This is a genomic window from Fictibacillus sp. KU28468, assembly GCF_026153615.1.
In the GTDB taxonomy this organism is placed as follows: domain Bacteria; phylum Bacillota; class Bacilli; order Bacillales; family Fictibacillaceae; genus Fictibacillus_C; species Fictibacillus_C marinisediminis.
Genome location: NZ_CP110666.1, coordinates 1437497 through 1457126 on the forward strand (window position 1 = coordinate 1437497; position 19630 = coordinate 1457126).

General features: G+C 42.6%; 18 protein-coding genes and 1 pseudogene. 14 read left to right on the plus strand and 5 right to left on the minus strand.

Annotated features, from left to right (window positions below; genetic code table 11):
* Window positions 1–146: 146 nt before the first annotated feature.
* On the minus strand, window positions 147–749 hold the full coding sequence (gene rpsD, locus OKX00_RS07395) for a 30S ribosomal protein S4 (RefSeq protein WP_053357547.1): 603 nt from the start codon (window positions 747–749) through the stop codon (window positions 147–149).
* 348 nt (window positions 750–1097) lie between these two features.
* Here rpsD and megL point away from each other — a divergent pair, with 348 nt between their 5' ends.
* Entirely contained in the window at window positions 1098–2309 is a 1212-nt protein-coding gene (gene megL, locus OKX00_RS07400; RefSeq protein ID WP_156418984.1) for a methionine gamma-lyase, read from the plus strand.
* Between the two features lie 176 nt (window positions 2310–2485).
* Here the strand turns inward: megL and OKX00_RS07405 are convergent, their stop codons facing one another.
* A complete protein-coding gene (locus OKX00_RS07405; protein WP_062233787.1) occupies window positions 2486–2971 on the minus strand; it encodes a GAF domain-containing protein in 486 nt (161 codons plus the stop codon).
* 153 nt (window positions 2972–3124) lie between these two features.
* Between OKX00_RS07405 and refZ the strand changes: the two genes are divergently transcribed.
* The gene (gene refZ, locus OKX00_RS07410; RefSeq protein WP_265409974.1) at window positions 3125–3808 is read left to right on the plus strand and encodes a forespore capture DNA-binding protein RefZ; all 684 of its coding nucleotides are present in this window, start codon (window positions 3125–3127) and stop codon (window positions 3806–3808) included.
* On the opposite strand, the gene hisJ is transcribed toward refZ, so the two are convergent.
* Window positions 3776–4612: a histidinol-phosphatase HisJ gene (hisJ, locus tag OKX00_RS07415; protein ID WP_265409975.1), complete on the minus strand. Its 837-nt coding sequence runs from the start codon at window positions 4610–4612 to the stop codon at window positions 3776–3778. The genes refZ and hisJ overlap by 33 nt on opposite strands.
* Window positions 4613–4885: 273 nt before the next feature.
* On the opposite strand from hisJ, the gene ezrA reads away from it, so the two are divergent.
* From ezrA to OKX00_RS07445, 6 genes are all read left to right on the plus strand, one after another.
* Window positions 4886–6577 (plus strand): septation ring formation regulator EzrA, encoded by a 1692-nt coding sequence (ezrA, locus tag OKX00_RS07420; protein ID WP_053357552.1) that lies wholly within the window; start codon window positions 4886–4888, stop codon window positions 6575–6577.
* A gap of 259 nt (window positions 6578–6836) precedes the next feature.
* Window positions 6837–7976, plus strand: a complete 1140-nt coding sequence (locus OKX00_RS07425) for a cysteine desulfurase family protein (RefSeq protein ID WP_265409976.1) — start codon at window positions 6837–6839, stop codon at window positions 7974–7976.
* A gap of 5 nt (window positions 7977–7981) precedes the next feature.
* Window positions 7982–9187 (plus strand): tRNA uracil 4-sulfurtransferase ThiI, encoded by a 1206-nt coding sequence (gene thiI / locus OKX00_RS07430; RefSeq protein WP_265409977.1) that lies wholly within the window; start codon window positions 7982–7984, stop codon window positions 9185–9187.
* A 106-nt stretch (window positions 9188–9293) separates the two neighbouring features.
* Window positions 9294–9497, plus strand: a complete 204-nt coding sequence (locus OKX00_RS07435; RefSeq protein ID WP_053357555.1) for an alpha/beta-type small acid-soluble spore protein — start codon at window positions 9294–9296, stop codon at window positions 9495–9497.
* Window positions 9498–9620: 123 nt separating this feature from the next.
* The gene (gene mbcS / locus OKX00_RS07440; RefSeq protein WP_265409978.1) at window positions 9621–11210 is read left to right on the plus strand and encodes an acyl-CoA synthetase MbcS; all 1590 of its coding nucleotides are present in this window, start codon (window positions 9621–9623) and stop codon (window positions 11208–11210) included.
* 105 nt (window positions 11211–11315) lie between these two features.
* Window positions 11316–12914: an amidohydrolase gene (locus OKX00_RS07445; RefSeq protein WP_265409979.1), complete on the plus strand. Its 1599-nt coding sequence runs from the start codon at window positions 11316–11318 to the stop codon at window positions 12912–12914.
* A 69-nt stretch (window positions 12915–12983) separates the two neighbouring features.
* On the opposite strand, the pseudogene ppnK reads toward OKX00_RS07445, so the two are convergent.
* Window positions 12984–13175: pseudogene (ppnK, locus tag OKX00_RS07450) on the minus strand (NAD(+) kinase); the annotation flags it as partial.
* A gap of 89 nt (window positions 13176–13264) precedes the next feature.
* Here ppnK and OKX00_RS07455 point away from each other — a divergent pair.
* The 6 genes from OKX00_RS07455 to OKX00_RS07480 all read left to right on the plus strand — a co-directional run bounded on the left by OKX00_RS07455 (window position 13265) and on the right by OKX00_RS07480 (window position 19062).
* Complete coding sequence (locus tag OKX00_RS07455; protein WP_265410493.1) at window positions 13265–13942, plus strand: DUF2953 domain-containing protein; 678 nt, start codon at window positions 13265–13267, stop codon at window positions 13940–13942.
* Window positions 13935–14462 (plus strand): GerW family sporulation protein, encoded by a 528-nt coding sequence (gene ytfJ, locus OKX00_RS07460; protein ID WP_265409980.1) that lies wholly within the window; start codon window positions 13935–13937, stop codon window positions 14460–14462. Before OKX00_RS07455 ends, ytfJ begins: the two co-directional genes overlap by 8 nt.
* A 386-nt stretch (window positions 14463–14848) precedes the next feature.
* Entirely contained in the window at window positions 14849–15346 is a 498-nt protein-coding gene (tpx, locus tag OKX00_RS07465; RefSeq protein ID WP_265409981.1) for a thiol peroxidase, read from the plus strand.
* Window positions 15347–15472: 126 nt separating this feature from the next.
* Entirely contained in the window at window positions 15473–16465 is a 993-nt protein-coding gene (locus OKX00_RS07470) for a class I SAM-dependent methyltransferase (protein WP_265409982.1), read from the plus strand.
* Between the two features lie 198 nt (window positions 16466–16663).
* Window positions 16664–17854 carry an acetate kinase gene (locus OKX00_RS07475; protein WP_265409983.1) on the plus strand — a complete coding sequence of 397 codons (1191 nt, stop codon included), beginning with the start codon at window positions 16664–16666 and terminating at the stop codon, window positions 17852–17854.
* A 371-nt stretch (window positions 17855–18225) separates the two neighbouring features.
* Window positions 18226–19062: an EcsC family protein gene (locus tag OKX00_RS07480; protein ID WP_265409984.1), complete on the plus strand. Its 837-nt coding sequence runs from the start codon at window positions 18226–18228 to the stop codon at window positions 19060–19062.
* A 117-nt stretch (window positions 19063–19179) separates the two neighbouring features.
* Here OKX00_RS07480 and OKX00_RS07485 read toward each other — a convergent pair whose 3' ends face one another.
* The gene (locus OKX00_RS07485; RefSeq protein WP_265409985.1) at window positions 19180–19494 is read right to left on the minus strand and encodes a hypothetical protein; all 315 of its coding nucleotides are present in this window, start codon (window positions 19492–19494) and stop codon (window positions 19180–19182) included.
* Window positions 19495–19630: the final 136 nt, after the last annotated feature.

Sequence of the window (19630 nt, forward strand, 5' to 3'; positions counted from 1 at the left end):
GGGATATTGTGTTTGAGAATAAAAGGTGCTGTTTTGAGAATAAATTGGTTTGTTTTAAGAATAAAGTGGTCTATTTCGAGAATAAATGAACCTCCCGCCACATAATAAAAAAAAACGCCCCGTAAAAACGGAGCGTTTTCTTAAACTTAACGAGAGTAGTACTCAACGATAAGCTGTTCTGAAATTTCAGCCGGTAATTCAGAACGCTCTGGTAAGCGAGTGAATGTACCTTCTAGTTTGTTTTCGTCAAAAGTCAAGAAGTCAGGAACAAAGTTGTTCACTTCGATTGCTTCTTTAATAGCGCTAAGGTTTTGTGACTTTTCACGAACACCGATAACTGAACCAGGTGCTACGCGGAAAGATGGAATATCAACGCGCTTTCCGTTTACAGTAACATGGCCATGGTTTACCAATTGACGAGCTGCACGGCGAGTGCGAGCAAGACCAAGACGGTAAACGATGCTGTCTAAACGAGACTCAAGAAGGATCATGAAGTTTTCACCATGAATTCCTGTCATTTTGCCTGCATCATTGAAGATACGGCGGAATTGACGCTCGTTTACACCATACATATGACGAAGCTTTTGCTTCTCTTGTAATTGTAAACCGTATTCAGAAAGTTTTTTACGTTGGTTAGGACCATGTTGTCCTGGAGCGTAAGGACGCTTTGCTAATTCTTTTCCAGTTCCGCTTAGGGAAATACCTAAACGACGGGAAATCTTCCATGTAGAGCCAGTATATCGAGCCATGAATGACTCCTCCTTCACTTGTTTTGTTTTAGTAAAACACAACAGTGACTGTTTTCTTTTCATCTGCATATTTTATTTGCCTATACCTTCACTTCAGCAGCCTTTGAAGCTACGAGATATACCATGCTTCTTCAAACATGTAACAAAATAAAACAAATGACGAACACAGTGCCGCTTTATTTTACACAAAGATTAGTATATGTTTTTTCGGGAAACAAGTCAAGGGCTAGTCTTAATATAAAGGCGCCATGGCAGTGATGGCTGAATACAATAATGGCAAAGTGGAAGGAATTGCGTTTCTGTGGGAGAAGGTTTATAGAAAGCGCTTACAAATAAAAAAAGGGGTGCATATCTATGAAGTCCAAGTATTTTGAAACCAATGCCATACACGCTGGGTATGAGGACAGCAAGCATGGAGGAAGTCTGTCTCCGCCGATCTACCAGACCTCGACTTTTGTTTTTCCGGATGCAGAAACGGGCGAGCGGAGATTTGCTGGAAATGAAGCAGGATATGTTTATTCCCGGCTGAAAAATCCGACAGTGGTTATGTTTGAGGAGCGAATGGCAGAACTGGAAGGCGGGGAGAAGGGTCTGGCTTTTGCATCCGGTATGGCCGCAGTATCAGCAGTATTGCTCGGCCTGTTGAAAACAGGGGACCATATCCTTTGTTCGGAAGGGGTCTATGGATGTACCTTCGGGCTTCTGCAATATATGGAAGATCATCTTCAGATCGGGCACTCCCTTATTCTAATGGAGAATGAAGCCGCTTTAGAAGCTGCGATTTTGCCTAACACCTCACTTATTTACATCGAGTCGCCGATCAACCCGACAATGAAACTTGTAGATTTAGAAATGGTGTCTAGAGTTGCCAGAGAAAAGAACATTCCAGTCATTGTGGACAACACGTTTTGTTCTCCGTATTTGCAGCAGCCTCTGAAAATGGGCTGTGACATTGTCGTGCACAGTGCGACGAAGTATCTTTGCGGCCATGGAGATGTCATCGGAGGCGTTGCAGTTGGAAGGCAGGACGTGATGCAGCAGATTGCAATGACCGCCCAGAAGGATATCGGTGGGATCATGTCCCCTTTTGAAGCATGGCTGCTTTTAAGGGGCATTAAAACGCTGCCTGTCAGAATGGACCGCCACTGTGATAATGCCGAAAGGATTGCTGTTCTTTTAAAACGCCATCCCTCTATTGAGTCTATCTTTTTTCCGGGAGATCCGGACTTTGCTCAGTATGAGGCAGGGAAGAGGCAGATGAAAAAGGCAGGCGGAATGATCAGCTTTTTGATAAAAGGAGGCAAGCCGGAAGCTCAGCAGATGATGAATGCATTAAAGCTTGTCAAAATTGCTGTAAGTCTTGGGGACGCTGAGACGCTTATCCAGCATCCGGCGACGATGACACATGCCGTAGTGCCTGAACAGGAACGGGAGAAGATGGGGATCAAACAGAATCTGCTGCGCTTATCCGTGGGGCTTGAAGCCTGGCAGGATATATGGGCAGATCTCGAGCAGGCTCTTCAGAGTGTTTATCAAAAAGAAAATCAGGTCGTAAGATAAAAAAAAGAACGGCCCGGAAGTTTTCCTGAGCCGTTCTTTCACATAGAAGTAATGTCTAGCTTCAGTGCCCAGGGCTGAAAACGTGTTTCTTGTTTTCAGCATAATGATGAAATCATCCCTAGTCCTCGGAGGACGATCTAATAACTCACAATTCGTCTTAGGTCGCTTACTTTTTTCTATATATGCTTGTTCAGTTCATCAACAAACCGTTCGAGCCATACTTTGTCGATCTCATCAAACCTGTTTTTTTCAGGGCTGTCAATATCAAGCACGCCAAACAGCTGGCCATTTTTTACAATGGGCACAACAATCTCAGATCGGGATGCAGCATCGCATGCGATATGCCCGGGAAACTGGTGAACGTCTTCCACAACCAGTGATTGCTGGTCTTTTGCAGCCGTACCGCAGACACCTTTTCCCAAAGGAATTCTTACACAGGCCGGCAGTCCTTGAAACGGTCCGAGGACGAGCTGGTCTGACAGTTCTTCATATTCATAAAATCCAACCCAATTAATAGCGGGGAGGAACTGGTTTAAAAGTGCTGAGGCGTTCGCCAGGTTAGCAGTAATGCTTGTCTCCCCTTCTAAAAGAGCACGGAGCTGCTTGAGGAGCAGATCGTATCCCTCTTCGCGATTTTGACTGTATTTTTCGACTGTAAACATGAACATCCCCCTTTTTATGCTAGCCGTCTTTCCCTATCTTATCAAAAATTGTAGAAGATTACATCCGAACAGGTGTATTTGTCGAGCGATTATTAAAGGGAATATCAGGTTTTCCAACGAAAAAGAAGTAATAAGAAGGGTGGTGGATACTAAATGTCAAAAGATCAGATGGCTACCAAAATTAAAATTGCCGAAGCTGCGATTGAATTGTTTACAAACCAGGGGTATCAGGGCACCTCGGTCAGGCAGATTGCCAAGAGGGCCGGTGTTAACCTTGCTCTCGTTTCCTATCATTTCGGCGGGAAGCAAGGCTTGCTTGAAGAGTTGATTTCATCATTTTATGAAGGGTATATTCGCAAGATTGAAGTGGTGTACCATACATCGATGGACTATACAGTTAAAGATCAGCTTTTGACCATGATTGAAAGTGTCCTGCATTACCAGCTGAAGCAGCCTGATCTGTCACGTTTTGTCCATCGGGAAATGACGCTTGATTCTACATTAGTAAGGGAAGTGATGACCACTTACCTCTCTAAAGAAAAATATTTTTATGACACCTTATTTGAAAAAGGCATGAAACGAAGAGAGTTTCATAAACAGCCTGTCATGCTCCTGACTTTGCAGCTGAGAAATCTGCTCATCATGCCTTTCCTTCATCCGTTATATATATCTGAAGTCTTCTATACGGCTCCACATGATCCCTTATTCGTTACGTCTTATGTAAGTTTCATCAATAAATGGCTGGAGCAGTCGGTTTGTATCCCGCCTAAAAAGAATCCGCTTCTGTCTGCTGTGCAGAATCCGCTATTTTCTTTGCAGGGAAAGTGGAACGGATAAAAGATCTTGGTGGATGAGTATATCATAGCCTTGTCCCAATCCCTTTGCACTATGGGCATCTGAACCATAGACAAAAGGGATTTTCTGTTTTATGGCCTCCTCAATCACCCAATGGGGAGGATAGGACTCTCCACACAATGGCTTGAATAATCCCGCTCCATTGTAGTCAAGTTCATAGCCGTGCAGCTTAATCAGTTCCAAAATCGTTCGGATTTCTTCCTGATAAGATTGATCCGTTGGATACTGTTTCTTAAATTTCTGGGCAAGGGTCATATGGCCGATCCGTTTTGGCTTGTAATTTCCCAAGTCTGATGTGATGGACTTTGATAGTGTCTTATAATAGGCACTGTATACATTGTCTGTGCTGCCGAATGAACGAACCATTTCACCGAACATGTCCTCGCTGTAATCAATGCAGAAATAGGAGCTTTCCTGCTTAATGAAATGGACGGAAAGAATGGCATCATCAAGCCGGGGACCGACTTCATTTAAAAAATCTTTTGTTTCCTTTTCAAATCCATCAATAAAGTCTACCTCTAATCCGATATTTATGGAGATCGTCTTGCTGTAATATTGTTTTGCAGCACCCAGTTCGTCCAAGTAGGAAGATAGCCTGCTTAATTCCATGCCTGAATCTTTTTCTGGTACCGGATCAATGAACCCTGAAGGCAAGGGGGCGTGTTCGGTAAAGGTCATTCCGGATAATCCTAATTCAATTGCCCGTTCAATATATAGAGAAATCGGGTCGGCGGTGCCATGCGGACAATACGGGGTATGGACATGGCCATCATAAAAAGTAGACATCGTTAACCTCCTGAGTTTTGTTAAAGGATAAGAAAGCTTTGATATTTATGGAAAAAAATTATGGTTTTTTTCATTTTTTTTTAGTCAAAATTCAGTTTTACATGTTATCATAAGAACATTGAGTTAGCTTTGGACAAGTGAAAAGCACTGTAAAACACTGGCATTCAATAAAAAAATTGCACTCATTAATTATTACAATTAAAATTAAACAATTGTAACATCATTATTACATAGATTTTGCAGTTTTGCAGAAAGGAAGAAAGGGTGCTTCCTATGACATACATAATTGCCGCAGTAGTTGTTTTAATAGCTGTCGTTGTTTTTGGCTCCTTTTCACGCAAACGGATTTATAAGCAGATTGACCGGCTGGAATCCTGGAAAATGGATATCATGAACCGTCCGCTAACAGAAGAGATTTCAAAGGTCAAAGGGCTTACAATGGTTGGTGAAACAGAAGAGAAATTTGAGTCATGGCGTAGCGACTGGGATGAGATGGTCACAGTTGAACTTCCAAATATGGAAGAGGCTCTGTTTGATGCCGAGGAAAGTGCGGACAAATACCGGTTTGGAAAGGCAAAAGGGATTCTGCATCATATTGAATCCCGGATGCAAGCCATGGAAGAGCGGATCAAAGCAATATCAGCTGAGATTGACGAACTGATCACAAGCGAAGAATTAAACAGGGAAGACATTATTGAGGCCAAGGAACAATTCAGTGAGGCTAAGAAGTACTTTCTGACACATTCCCGGTCTTTGGGGAAAACAGCCGTACTGTTTGAAGAGGAGTTTACAGAAGTCAATGCAAAATTTGTTCAGTTTGATGAATTGACCTCACAGGGCAACCACCTCGAAGCCCGAAAAATTCTCGTTGAAAGTATTGAAAAATTAAAAGAAGCCAGATCGAAAATGGAATCAGTTCCTGAACTGCTAGTCATGCTTTTATCTGATTTGCCTTCAAGCCTTAAGGATCTTCAGGATGGATTCTTTGATATGGAACAGCAAGGCTATGTTCTCAATCACATTGGGATCGATAAAGAAATTACAGCGATGAATGAGACGATCACCAAATTGCTCGAGAAGGTATACGCACTGGAAATCGATGAAACGCAAAAAGGCATTGAACAATTAAACGCCGAAATCGATCAATTGTACGATCTTCTTGAAAATGAAGTGGTCTCAAAGCAGTTTGTGATTAAAGAGAAGGAAGTCATCCTTCAATCACTTTCTGATCTTCAGCTGGATATGGAAAAGATCCGTGCTGAAGCTGATATGGTAGCGCTCAGCTACCAGCTTGATCACTCCGATGTAGAAGTTCATAAGCGATTAGAAAAATTGTTCACTAAGCTCCAAACGAGGTTCTCCATCATTGAACAGTCTATCGAAGAAAAGAAGGACTCGTATTCGGTCATCCGTGAAATGATGGAAGAGATGGCGGTTCAGCTGGAAGATGTGAAAAAATCAAACCATGAGTATCAAGAAAAACTGATCAGCCTGAGAAAAGATGAGCTACAGACAAAAGAAAGGTTGAAAGAACTCCGCAGGAAGCTGCTTGAGGCAAGAAGAATGGTACAAAAAAGCAACCTGCCAGGACTTCCTGATCACTATCTGGTCACGATTGAAAAAGCTGAAAGCTATATTATAGAAGTTTCTAAACGGCTTGATGATAAGCCTTTGGAAATTGCAGATGTAACAGAAGTTCTCGAAAAAGCACTGGAAGCCGTTGAAGAGGGATACAGGGAAACTGCTGAGATTATCGAAACAGCGCTGCTGGCAGAAAAGCTTATCCAATATGGAAACCGGTACAGAAGCTCTTATTCATCTGTTTCAGTACGGCTCATCGAAGCGGAAATTGCTTTCCGTAATTACCAATATGAAGAAGCACTTACCATTGCAGGAACTGCCATCGAAAGCGTACAGCCGGGAATCCTAAAAGAAATGGAAATCAATTTAAAGCAAAAGATTTGATGTAAAAGCTGGGACCTCAAAGTTCCAGCTTTTTCTGTGCGTAATAGTATGAGTACAGCAGCTTGAGGAAATCGGATTCTGAAAATCAAAATATCTTTTTGATTTCATTGATGCCATCCATTAATTTAGAGGGATTTATGGAAGGATAAAGAGAGATATGCAAAACAGTTTTCTGTTTAAAATACAATTTTTTCTTTTATTCGGTTGTGGTATTATAGATTGATGTGTAGAATAAGTGAGCTAGGCGGAGGAGTCAACCATGATTTATTTTGACAATAGTGCAACAACGAAACCATATAAAGAAGTACTGGATGCATTTGTTACTGTTTCTCAGAATTATTTCGCCAATCCATCCTCCATTCATTCCAAGGGCGGAGAAACAGAACGGCTTATATTCCAGGCTCGAAAAACTGTAGCAGGACTGCTGAAAGTAAAACCAGCCGAAATTATATTTACTTCCGGAGGAACGGAAGGCAATAATACAGCCATTAAAGGAATTGCATTAAAGCATCTGAAGCGCGGCAAACATTTGATCACAAGTGAGGTAGAACATGCTTCCTCTTACGAAACATTTCATTATCTGGAGTCGCTTGGCTTTGAAGTGACGTATCTGCCGGTAAACTCTTCTGGAGAAATTTCCTTGGAAGAACTGGAGAAGAGCATCAGAAAAGATACAATTCTAGTCTCACTGATCCATGTAAATAATGAAGTCGGCACGATACAGCCAATCGTGGATGCAGGGAAAATCCTGAAGAATTTTCCTAAGGTATTTTTTCATGTCGACCATGTTCAGGGAATTGGAAAAATACCATTGCCATTTAAGGAAGCAGCAATCGATCTTTGCACGATGTCGGGGCATAAATTCCACGGTTTAAAAGGAACGGGTATCCTTTACAAAAGAGAAGGTGTCACCCTTTCACCCCTTCTGTCTGGTGGAGAGCAAGAAGCCAGCGTGCGTGCGGGAACTGAAAATGTCGCGGGTATTGTTTCCATCGCGAAAGCGCTGCGCATGACGTTTGATCGCATGGAATACGGAATACGGTCTATGGAGACGGTTAAACAAAGAATGATGGATGAACTGTCTGCTATGGAAGGTATAACGATCAATACACCATCAAACTCTGCTCCCCATATCATCAATTTTTCGATTCATGGAGTAAAGCCAGAGGTAATGATCCATACCCTTGATCAAAAGGGAATTTATGTTTCCACCCGTTCTGCTTGTTCATCTAAACAGGCAGGAGCGAGCCGGATTCTGCTCGCAATGGGGCTTGGGGAGAAGAAGGCAGGTACAGCTATACGGATGAGCCTGTCGTTCGATAATACGTTAGACGAAGCAGAAGTTGTGCTTAAAGAATTAAAAAAAGCAGTGGTTCAGCTGCAAACAGTAATGGGGTAAATAGAATGCAATATAATCACATTGTTATCCGTTTTGGTGAGTTATCATTAAAAGGGAAAAACAGAAGACATTTTGAGAGCCAGCTGAGGGAAACGGTACGCAGAAAGTTATCTGTATTTCCAAATGCAGTGGTTCTAAAATCATATGACCGGATTCTTGTAGAGATCAATGGAGAAGATCACGAGAAGATGATCGCTAAATTGCAGGAGGTTTTTGGGATTCATGCCATCAGCCTGGCGATCAGAACGGAAAGTGAAATTGAAGCAATCAAGGAAGCTGCATTAGCCGCTTTCCTTGAAAACGGGGCTGCTCCAAAGACATTTAAGGTGTCTGCACGCAGAAGTGATAAGCATTTCCCGGTCGGTTCGATGGAGCTCAACCGTCAAGTCGGCGGTTATATTTTAACCCACACAGAAAATGTTTCTGTCAATGTCCATCATCCTGATGTTGAAGTTAAAGTAGAAGTTAAAGATAACGGTACGTTCATCAGCTGCAAAACCTATCCTGGTGCCGGAGGATTGCCAATCGGAGTTGGCGGGAAAGCGATGCTGATGCTGTCTGGTGGAATTGACAGCCCTGTTGCCGGGTATTTGACCATGAAACGCGGAGTGCGTATAGAAGCTGTCCATTTTCACAGCCCCCCGTTCACAAGCGACCGCGCCAAACAGAAAGCAGAAGATTTGATGCAGGAATTAACACGCTTTGGCGGTAAGATGAAACTGCATGTGGTTCACTTTACAAAAATACAGCAAATCATAAAAGACAAAATTCCAGCAAGCTACAGCATGACCATTATGAGGCGCATGATGCTTCGCATTACTGAGCGGCTGGCTGAGGAACGAAATGCGATGGCGATCACAAACGGAGAAAATCTTGGACAGGTGGCTAGCCAGACGATGTACAGCATGCATACGATCAACGAAGTGACCAACCTTCCCATCATACGGCCGGTCGTTACGATGGATAAGCTCGAGATCATTGACATTTCTCAGAAAATCGGGACTTATGATATCTCCATCCGTCCTTATGAAGACTGCTGCACTATTTTTGTTCCAGCTGCTCCTAAAACAAAGCCGAAACGCGAAAAAGCCAATCGTTTTGAGCAGAATATCGAAAACATGGAAGAGCTGATTGAAGAAGCGCTTTCTTCGATTGAAACCATCTCGTTTGAAGAACAAAAAGAAGCTAAGGAATTTGAAGATTTATTTTAGCCTGCAGAATCTCTCTGCAGGTTTTTTTTTGGTACTTCATTTAATATTTACCACGGTTGCAATCCTTGTTTCCTTCACAATCTATAGGTACAGGAGGTGAAACAACATGGCAAACAACAACTCAAACCAACTTCTTGTACCTGGTGTACAACAGGCGATTGATCAAATGAAATTCGAAATCGCTTCTGAATTAGGTGTAAACCTTAGTGCTGACAACTCTTCCCGTTCTAACGGTTCTGTAGGAGGAGAGATCACAAAACGCTTAGTGGCAATGTCTCAGCAGCAATTCAGCGGATCTCAACAAAAATAACCAATTGAATACAAGATGGCTTAGGAGCGGGCTGCTGCCCGCTCCATTTATGTTAAAAATATTCCAAAAATATTGTATACTAAAGAAGAACACGGTTTGCATACATAGAGGAGGATTACGGAAATGGAGAATCTTTTAGATTTACAAGCACCGCCTGTCTATAATGTAACAGAGGAAATGGAGAAATTCGCACAGGATGCTTCACGAAAAGCACTGATCTGGAAAGACGATAAAGGAACCATCAAAGAATTGACCTATAAAGCTCTCTTTGAAGCATGCAACAAAACGGCAAATGCACTTAAAAAGCTCGGTTTGTCTAAAGGTGACAGAACTCTTGTTGTGATGCCGAGAAAGATTGAAACGTATGTTGTATATCTGGCATGCCTGAAAGCTGGTATTGTTGTCATTCCTTCTTCAGAAATGCTTCGGCCAAAGGATTTAAGCTACCGCATCAGCCATAGTGAAGCAAAGGCTGTCATCTCGGACCTTGCTTTCCTTTCCAGTATCGACGCCATCGAAGATGAATTGCCTTCTCTTCAACACAAATTGTCTGTTGGCGGACATGTGAACGACTGGGCCTCACTTGATGATTTATCACAGAATGAAAACGGTTTCTATGAAGGGGAGAAAACCGAAAAAGATGATATGGCCTTTTTATCCTATACATCCGGAACGACAGGCCAGCCAAAAGGTGCTGTACATACACATGGTTGGGCTTTTGCTCATTTAAGGACAGCCGCAAAAGGATGGCTTGGCATCAAAGAAGGAGATAAAGTGTGGGCGACAGCCGGACCAGGCTGGCAGAAGTGGATTTGGAGCCCCTTTGTGTCTGTGTTGGGCTGCGGAGCGACAGGGTTTGTATATAATGGGAAGTTTGATCCTTCAACGTATCTCAGCTTATTGCAGGAACAAGAAATTTCTGTTCTCTGCTGTACACCGACAGAATACCGACTGATGGCGAAAGCCGATGGTCTCGAACAGTACTCGCTGCCGCATCTCCGCAGTGCGGTTTCTGCAGGAGAGCCATTGAACCGAGAAGTGATTGACACGTTTGTCCGCTGTTTCAATGTCACTGTACGAGATGGATACGGTCAAACGGAGAATACACTTCTTGTCGGCATGATGGAAGGCATGGAGCTCCGCCCAGGTTCTATGGGGAAACCGACGCCTGGGAATCGGGTGGACATCATTAATGAGGATGGAGCGCCTGCCGGAATTAACGAAGTAGGAGATATCGCGGTGCATCAAAGTTCACCGGCTCTTTTTAAAACCTATTATAAAGATCCGGAAAGAACGAAAAGGGCGTTCCGCGGTGAATATTACTTAACGGGAGACAAGGCGAAGAAAGACGCTGACGGATATTTCTGGTTTGAAGGAAGGGGTGATGATATTATCATCAGTTCAGGTTATACGATTGGGCCGTTTGAGGTAGAAGATGCTCTTGTTAAACACCCTGCGGTTAAAGAATGTGCGGTTGTAGCCAGCCCTGATGAGATCAGAGGCCATATTGTGAAAGCCTATGTGGTGCTGAAAGATGATGAGAAACCACAAAATCAGGAGACTTTAATAAAGGATTTACAGGAGCATGTGAAGTCATTAACAGCTCCATATAAATATCCGCGCAGCATTGAATTTGTTTCAGATTTGCCAAAAACGACGTCTGGAAAAATACGGCGCATCGAACTGCGGCAAAAAGAAGTAAAAGGCAGCTGAAAATGAAGGCAGGCAAAAGGCCTGCCCTTTTATGTGCGGAAAAATACCGCGGCGTGCTAAATTTGTGGTTAAATAAGGGAAAGCTTAGACATAAAGAGGTGTGGCATGGGAACGTTATATTCGAATGGCATCATTTACACGCTTGCTCAAGAAGGTGAGACCGTAGAAGCGGTATATGTAGCAGGTAAAACAATAAAAGAAACTGGAACAGCTCAGTCGTTATTAAAAAAGTACAGCGATGAAATTGATTCATCCATTGATCTGGGAGGGGCTGTGATGTTTCCTGGGTTTGTAGACAGCCATCTTCATATCATCGGACATGGAGAGAAGCTGATCAGAAGAGATCTGTCTCATTTTACTTCAGCAGAAGAGATGGGAGACTATCTAAAAAGCGAGGCAGAAAAAGAAAAGCCAGGAAATTGGATCATCGGTGATGGATGGAATGAAAATAATTTTTTGGACAGAAAGATCTTCCATAGGCTTGAGCTTGATGAGCTGTCACCTCATCATCCAATGCTCCTTTCACGTGTTTGCCGACATGCTTTTTTGGCCAACAGTACAGCCTTGGAACTTGCGGGAATTACGAAAGAAACAGAAAATCCTCCGGGAGGCATTATCGTCCGTGATGTAAACGGTGAGGCAACAGGTTATCTCCTGGACAGCGCTGCAGACCTTGTCAAAAAGGCTGTGCCGCCTGTGACGGAAAAATACATATCGAATGCCCTAACTTCTTCTGTGCATGATTTGCTCTCATTAGGGCTTACAGGAGGACATACCGAAGACTTAGGGTACTACGGCGGCTTTGAAAAGACGGTGTCCGCATTCAGGAGAGTGCTGAATGGTGATTCTATAAAATTTAAAGCACATCTTCTTGTTCATCATAGTGTGGTCAGTGATTATCAAGAATCAAAGCTTTCCGAAACAGATTCTCCGTATATTGAATTTGGGGCAATGAAAATCTTCAGTGACGGAGCGTTCGGAGGCCGAACCGCGCTGTTAAGCAAACCGTATAACGACGCTCCGGATACTTCAGGTGTTGCAATCCATCGGCCGGAAGAGTTAAAAGAACTTGTTCACCTTGCAAGAAATCATATGATGGCTGTCGCTGTCCATACGATAGGTGATCTTTCATTAGAATACACACTTGAGGCGATCCGGGCACATCCGGCCGTAACCGAGAAGAGGGACCGGATCATTCATGCTGGACTCGTCAGGCCTGATCTGATTGAGCAAATGAAACAGCTGCCGATCGTTATCGATATACAGCCAAGCTTTGTTCCGTCTGATTTTCCATGGCTGATCGAAAGGTTAGGCCTTGAAAGAATACCGTATGCATTAGCATGGAAAACCCTCATTGATCATGGGCTTCACTGTGCAGGCGGTTCCGATGCTCCAATAGAGGCAGTGAATCCATTAGAGGGAATTTATGCTGCGGTGACAAGGAAAAAACCGGATGAGAACCATGAAGGGTATCAGAAGGAAGAAAAACTTACAGCCTACCAGGCGGTTCAACTGTATACCGCGGGAAGTGCTTATGCGATCAGCAAAGAACATACAAGAGGACGGATCGAAGCGGGATTCGAAGCGGATTTTACTGTGCTGGACAGAGATATCCTTGCCAGTGATCCGAATGAAATCCTCGAAGCAAAAGTCCTTTATACGATCATTGATAATTCGATAGAATTCAGCGCTTTTCACCACTAAGCCATATACAAAAACAACCAGCCCGCAACTACCGGGCTGGTTGTTTTTTGTTAGAAGCTATCTTTGAGCTTATAAGAAACTTCTTCTGACTTTATGCCAAAACGAGTTGTCTTTAAGTTTAACCGTTTTTACTTTTCGATCGGACAGCTCAAAACGGATCACTTCTGAATGCCTGATGCTTAGTGCTTCATTATCAATGCCGATGATCGGGTACTGGTTATTGTCCTGTTCAAACTTAAATGTCAGCTTTCTCTCATTGCTCTTTCACTTTATAAATCCTTTTGTGAATCGAAACAGGTTTATTTTTCTTTATGCCGACCATAATGGTAATGAAAGGAAGTATGGCTGTGATGATTTTTTTTATCGTACTCATTATTTTACTGCTCTTATTTATCATTCTGCTTTTTTCAACAGTACACGTTTCCTTTTTATACACACACAAAGGGGACGATGATTTTTTGCGTATTAAAGTTTCCCTGTGGAAAGTGATCTCCTATTCTGTCGTGGTGCCCGAAGTTAAAGTCAATACTTCCGAAAGAAAGATTGAAGCGAAAAAAAAATCAAATGGGGCTGCAGGGGTCAAAAAGAAGAAAACAAAAATCACCGTACAGACCATTAAGGAAAGCTACAGGAAATACAGCAGGCTCCTTGTCCATGTGACGGGCTTTTATAGAATTCTTCGCCGATTCTTAAAGAAAGTTACAATTTCACAGGTAAGGTGGGACAGCCGGTTCGGCCTTGGAGATGCGGCTTCAACAGCTGTTGCATCAGGCATGGTCTGGGCTTTAAAAGGCAATGCCCTTGGCATGCTGTCGCACTTTGTTTCTTTAAAGGGAGTGCCTTCCATTCAGGTCATACCTGTTTATCGAGGGACTCTTACGCAAACCAGGCTGTCCTGTATGATTTCTTTTAAAATCGGGCATGCTATTGTCGTCATGTTACAGATGTTGAAACATTGGAGAAAAATAAGCTCCAGCAAAAGTAAAAAATCAAAAAAATATATAGCAGGAGGAACATCACATGTCTGAGCATCCTATTGAAGGCCTTATGAAAACGGCGATGGAAAATCTAAAACAAATGATCGATGTGAATACCATTATCGGCGATCCGGTAGAAACGCCTGATGGAAGTGTAATCTTAACTGTTTCCAAAGTAGGTTTTGGCTTTGCAGCAGGAGGAAGTGAATTCAGCAGCGGTGATCATCAAAACCAGGGGGGAGGCCCGCAGGGCCAGCAGGATTCCGGTGAAGAACTTCCGTTTGGGGGAGGAAGCGGCGGCGGTGTTTCCATCACTCCGATTGCTTTTTTAATCGTTGGTTCAACAGGTATCAAAACCATTCACTTGGATAACAGCACTCATCTTTATGAACGCCTTCTAGATTTGGCTCCAAGTGTTGTGGAAAAGATTCAGCATATGATTAACAACCGAAACAGACAAAGAAACGTTCAGCAAAACCAAAATCAGCAGCAAAATCAAAATCAACAGCAAAATCAAAATCAACAGCAAAATCAAAATCAACAGCAAAACCAACAGCAAAACCCTTTTTAAGTTAACTGTCCGTCAGTTAGCTTTTTCTTTTCATCTTTACCGCTTTTCGTTCTAACCAGGCGCTTCAGCTTTTCTTTATCCAGCTTCAACTGGCCAAAAGCTTGGTCGTTTCACTCTCTCACCCCAACACAAAGACCGTGTTGAAGTTTGAGAGTTCCAACGCCTCACGCTTTTCAACGGCCGTTTCAGCATTACTTGATCCAGCTTCAGCGCCTAGAGACTAGGTCACTTCGCTCTCTGCCAGAAAACAAAAAGCGTTTTATGGCAGAGACCTCCAGTGCCTTTCGTCTCTAACCAGGCGCTTCAGCTTTTCTTTATTATTTGCACAATCGCTTTCTTCGCTATATTATGAAACATGTACATAATCAAATAAAGGAGGCTTTTTCATGGGAGTAACATTTAAGGAAAAACCGGTTACGTTAGCAGGGAAGCAAGTAAAGGCTGGTGACCAGGCTCCAGATTTTAAGGTTCTGGCCAACGACATGTCAGAAGTGACACTAGCGGATTCTAAAGGATCTGTTCGATTGATTTCTGTCGTACCTTCCGTTGATACAGGCGTTTGTGATGCGCAAACTCGCCGTTTTAACGAGGAAGCGTCGAAATTGGATAATGTTAAGATCTTAACTGTCTCAGTGGATCTTCCATTCGCTCAAAAACGCTGGTGCGCCGCTGCTGGTGTAGAGAACGTGCAGACACTTTCTGATCACCGTGATTTGTCTTTCGGCCAAGCTTACGGAGTGGCGATTGAAGAATTGCGCCTCCTTGCACGGGCTGTTTTTGTGGTAGACAGTTCAGACAAAGTCACTTATGTGGAATATGTGGATGAAGTGACCAACCATCCAAATTATGAAGCTGCCATCGAAGCTGCAAAAGCTGCTAATTAAACGAAAAACTCCGGAGGCATGCTCCGGAGTTTTTTAACGGTGTTCCATCTCCCATGTAACGCTTCATTGATTAATATAGAACGAAACGCATGCTGAATGCGGGGTAAGGATATAGGAGGAAGTAATATGAGCAGCCTTTCGAATGTAGAGAAGCTTTTTACGGTTATTGATCAGTCATCTGAGAGAATTAAACAAGAAAAAGAATTAACCTATCTTGAGGCGCTTGTGGATACAGGTGAAAACTTATTTCATCAAGAGATACCGGAAGACGTATCACAAGTGACAAAAGCTTTTTTAGAAAAAGAATACGGGAAAATCAATCTCGATACGATGGGAGCGGAAGAAATCCGGAAAGCATTCCAGCTCGCCGTCTTAAAAGGAATGAAAGAAGCCATACAGCCGCATCATGCCATGACACCGGATGCTGTAGGTCTCTTTGTTGGGTACCTTGTACAAAAACTCATGCAGCAGAAGGAAAAATTTGTGCTTTTGGATCCCGCAGTCGGATCGGGCAACCTGCTTACAACCGTTTTGAACCAGTTTGGCGAAGAAGTCCAAAGCTTTGGTGTTGAAGTGGATGAGACGTTGCTGCGATTAGCTTGGATCGTCGCCAATTTGCAGAAACATAATGTAGAATTATATCATCAGGACAGCATTAAGCCTTTGTATGTAGATCCTGTAGATATCGTTGTTGCGGATCTGCCTGTTGGCTTTTATCCAGGGGATGAAACTGCGAAAGAATTCAAGGTATTTGCAGAGAAGGGCCATACGTACGCACATCATTTACTCATCGAACAAAGCATCAATTATTTAAAAGAATCCGGCTTTGGCGTTTTCCTCGTTCCTAATTCGTTGTTTTCGAGCGAACAAGCTCATTTGCTTCAAGACATGCTGAAGGAACGTGCAGTAATTTTAGGCATGATCCAGCTGCCAATGTCGCTCTTTAAACAGGAAAGCCATGCAAAAAGCATTCTGCTGCTGCAAAAAAACGGAGAACACACCATCAAACCAAAACAGGCACTCCTTGTTAATTTGCCATCCTTTTCTAAAAAGCAAGCGATGGGGAGCGTAATGAGCCAGATGAATGCGTGGTTTAGCTCTGAACTAAAACGTTCATAATAAAAATGATGAAAAACTCCTTCTGTGGAAACGAATTCATTTCTGAATATAATGAATATGCCTGGAAAACGCTTAACAAACTTGTAATAAGTGTGCAAGGGTGTTTAAATGGTTAAGGATATTATGAATTCATAATGGGAAAGAAGTTCATGTCATTCGTGCACTTCTTTTTTCATTGCAGTTAAGGAGCTAAAAAGAATGGCTAAAATTATCGCAATCAACGCTGGGAGTTCTTCACTGAAATTTCAGCTGCTTGAAATGCCTGAAGAGAAAGTTCTAACAAAAGGTGTAGTTGAGCGTATCGGATTAAATGACTCCATTTTTACCATTGAAGTAAATGGAGAAAAAATAAAAGAAGTAACAGATATTCCTGATCATGGGGTAGCAGTTAAAATGCTGCTTGAAAAATTGACGGCGGCCCACCAGGTCATCTCTTCTTATGATGAGATTGAAGGGATCGGACACCGTGTTGTTCATGGCGGTGAAAAGTTCAATGATTCAGCTGTAATCACTGACCAGGTCTTGGAGGAAATTGAGGAACTGTCTTTCTTGGCACCTCTTCATAATCCGGCGAACGTTGTCGGTATCAGAGCGTTCAAAGAAATTTTGCCGAACGTACCGGCAGTGGCTGTTTTTGACACGGCGTTTCACCAATCCATGCCTGAGCTCTCATTTTTGTATAGTTTACCATATGAATATTATGAAAAGTACGGCATCCGTAAATATGGTTTCCATGGTACCTCTCATAAGTATGTTACAGAGCGTGCAGCTGAACTGCTTGGCCGTCCGGTCGAACAGCTTCGTCTTCTATCCTGCCACTTAGGTAACGGTGCGAGTATTGCTGCCATTGAAGGAGGACAATCCATTGACACTTCTATGGGCTTCACGCCATTGGCGGGTGTTACGATGGGAACGCGTTCTGGAAACATTGACCCAGCATTGATTCCTTATATCATGCAAAAAACAGGCCAAACGGCTGAAGAGGTACTAAACGTTTTGAATAATAAGAGCGGAATGCTAGGTGTAACAGGCTTCTCTTCTGATCTTCGTGATATTGAGCAGAAGGCAAATGAGGGAAATGAAAGAGCAGAACTTGCTCTGGAAGTTTTTGCTTCCCGAATCCATAAATACATCGGTTCTTATGCTGCTCGTATGGCTGGTATCGATGCGATTATCTTTACAGCTGGAATTGGTGAAAACAGTGATACCGTTCGTGCGCGTGTTCTTCGCGGTTTAGAATTTATGGGCGTATACTGGGACCCTGCATTAAACAAAGTACGCGGAAAAGAAGCATTCATAAGCTATCCTCATTCACCGGTTAAGGTTATTATCATACCTACGAATGAAGAAGTGATGATCGCAAGAGATACAGTAAGACTATCTAAATAATAATGTTAATAGAGCTGGTATCAGGTACAAGCTCTTTTTTTATAGGTATCCAGCTTTCACTTTTCATGTTGGGATACGGGGCGTTTGTAAAACTCTTCTGCCGGTTTTTTGTTTTTATGGATCAAAAGAATGTATAATACTATTAAGAAAAGCGTAAGTGCCTTGCTTAGGTTCGAAAAGCGCTGGAACTCTTATACAGCAACACGCTTTTTGTGTTGTGGGAGTGAAGCGACCAAAGACGAATTGTTCAATTCGTCCTCAGAGGACCAATGCAGAAAACAAGAAACATGTTTTCTGCCCTAGGCACTGAAGCTAGACAGCACTTCGACAGATATCATCTTATAAATGTGCAAATGGCAGGAGGTTGAATTGTGAGCTTAACTTCAAGAGAGGAAAAAGTATGGCAATCCATCACCCAGTGGGAGTCCAGTTACTTTGATTATGAGCCGACAGATTTTGAAGCGACCTATGAACGATGGATTAAAAATCAGCTGAACCAACTGAACCCGGTACTCATTGAAAAAATGAATAATTTCATTGATTCTGCATTGTTTCATGTTCACGCATTGATTCAGAATTCAAGATACCAAACGGATGTAAGAGAGAAGCTGCTGTCAGAAGCACGTATTTTTAATCCCGAAGTGGAGATTATTGAAGATTTACAATCATGTACGATTGATCAGCTTACATATATTGCGCAGCAGCAAATCGCAAGAAGCCGGATGCTTTCTTTAGCGCAAGGGGGGCTTTCTGGAACAGGAGGACTCTTGCTGCTCGGGATGGATATTCCGGCAATGATTGCTTTGCAAGTACGTTCCATACAATACATCGCAATGAATTACGGATATGATATACAGAAACCGTCTGAAATGATGATGTCGTTGAAGGTATTTCATGCTTCCACGCTTCCAAAACGGTATCAGTATGAAAGCTGGAACGAACTCCTTGAGGAGATTTCGAACGGTGAGCGTGATTCCTTCTTTTATGTTGGTGATGAATCCGTTGCCGATGTATCCTGGCTTTCTATGCCGCTTAAACAGGGAATGAAGGGAATCATTATTACCATGCTCAAGAAAAAGATGGTACAGGGTATTCCTTTGCTTGGTGTTTTGTTTGGAGCTGCCATGAACTATCAAAAGTCCAGAGAAGTAACAGAATTCGCTCAAAAATTTTATCAAAAGCGTTTTCTTTTGGAGAAACAATCATAATTAGTATGCATACAGCATACAAAAACACCCGGAATCTTTATCCGGGTGTTTTTGTATCCAATGATGTAATGGATAGCTCCATTGCGAGGATTTTAACAGGGCACTTGTGCTATTTTTTTATAAATGCAGCTTTAAGTTAATATCTTGATGGGTTCTGTACCAAATCCATAAATCATTAATTACAGATGCTAGTTCAGCGATCTCCCAATTGAGTTGGCATGAGCGTGCGAAGTTTTCTTCAACACCGAGCTGATCCTGTTTTGTATTGATGATCTGTTCAATGTCGTGGATTCGGTCAGGAATGGTACCCCGTATGGATTCCCATTGTGCCAATATTCCTTCCTGTCTGGCGGGAGCGTAGTCTTCCCAAGCCTTTTGCAATAAGGGAAGCTCAATGCCAAGCCGTTCATTAAAAACAAATTCGGTTGCCACGTGTATCACCTCTTCTTTATTTTACATGAAAAAGCATGTTGCTGCGAATGAATAAAAACTAATATTTATACATTTTGATAAATAATTATTGAAAAAATACTCAAATGTTGTTATAGTGGTTTCAGAAGATATAATC

Bases quoted from the DNA above. Each gene is read 5' to 3' on its own strand.
- mbcS (WP_265409978.1), top strand. From the start codon at position 9,621: ATGGAGAATCTTTTAGATTTACAAGCACCGCCTGTCTATAATGTAACA.
- OKX00_RS07435 (WP_053357555.1), top strand. From the start codon at position 9,294: ATGGCAAACAACAACTCAAACCAACTTCTTGTACCTGGTGTACAACAG.
- thiI (WP_265409977.1), top strand. From the start codon at position 7,982: ATGCAATATAATCACATTGTTATCCGTTTTGGTGAGTTATCATTAAAA.
- ytfJ (WP_265409980.1), top strand. From the start codon at position 13,935: ATGTCTGAGCATCCTATTGAAGGCCTTATGAAAACGGCGATGGAAAAT.
- OKX00_RS07425 (WP_265409976.1), top strand. From the start codon at position 6,837: ATGATTTATTTTGACAATAGTGCAACAACGAAACCATATAAAGAAGTA.
- OKX00_RS07475 (WP_265409983.1), top strand. From the start codon at position 16,664: ATGGCTAAAATTATCGCAATCAACGCTGGGAGTTCTTCACTGAAATTT.
- rpsD (WP_053357547.1), bottom strand. From the start codon at position 749: ATGGCTCGATATACTGGCTCTACATGGAAGATTTCCCGTCGTTTAGGT.
- refZ (WP_265409974.1), top strand. From the start codon at position 3,125: ATGTCAAAAGATCAGATGGCTACCAAAATTAAAATTGCCGAAGCTGCG.
- OKX00_RS07445 (WP_265409979.1), top strand. From the start codon at position 11,316: ATGGGAACGTTATATTCGAATGGCATCATTTACACGCTTGCTCAAGAA.
- ezrA (WP_053357552.1), top strand. From the start codon at position 4,886: ATGACATACATAATTGCCGCAGTAGTTGTTTTAATAGCTGTCGTTGTT.
- OKX00_RS07455 (WP_265410493.1), top strand. From the start codon at position 13,265: ATGATTTTTTTTATCGTACTCATTATTTTACTGCTCTTATTTATCATT.
- tpx (WP_265409981.1), top strand. From the start codon at position 14,849: ATGGGAGTAACATTTAAGGAAAAACCGGTTACGTTAGCAGGGAAGCAA.
- hisJ (WP_265409975.1), bottom strand. From the start codon at position 4,612: ATGTCTACTTTTTATGATGGCCATGTCCATACCCCGTATTGTCCGCAT.
- OKX00_RS07470 (WP_265409982.1), top strand. From the start codon at position 15,473: ATGAGCAGCCTTTCGAATGTAGAGAAGCTTTTTACGGTTATTGATCAG.
- OKX00_RS07405 (WP_062233787.1), bottom strand. From the start codon at position 2,971: ATGTTTACAGTCGAAAAATACAGTCAAAATCGCGAAGAGGGATACGAT.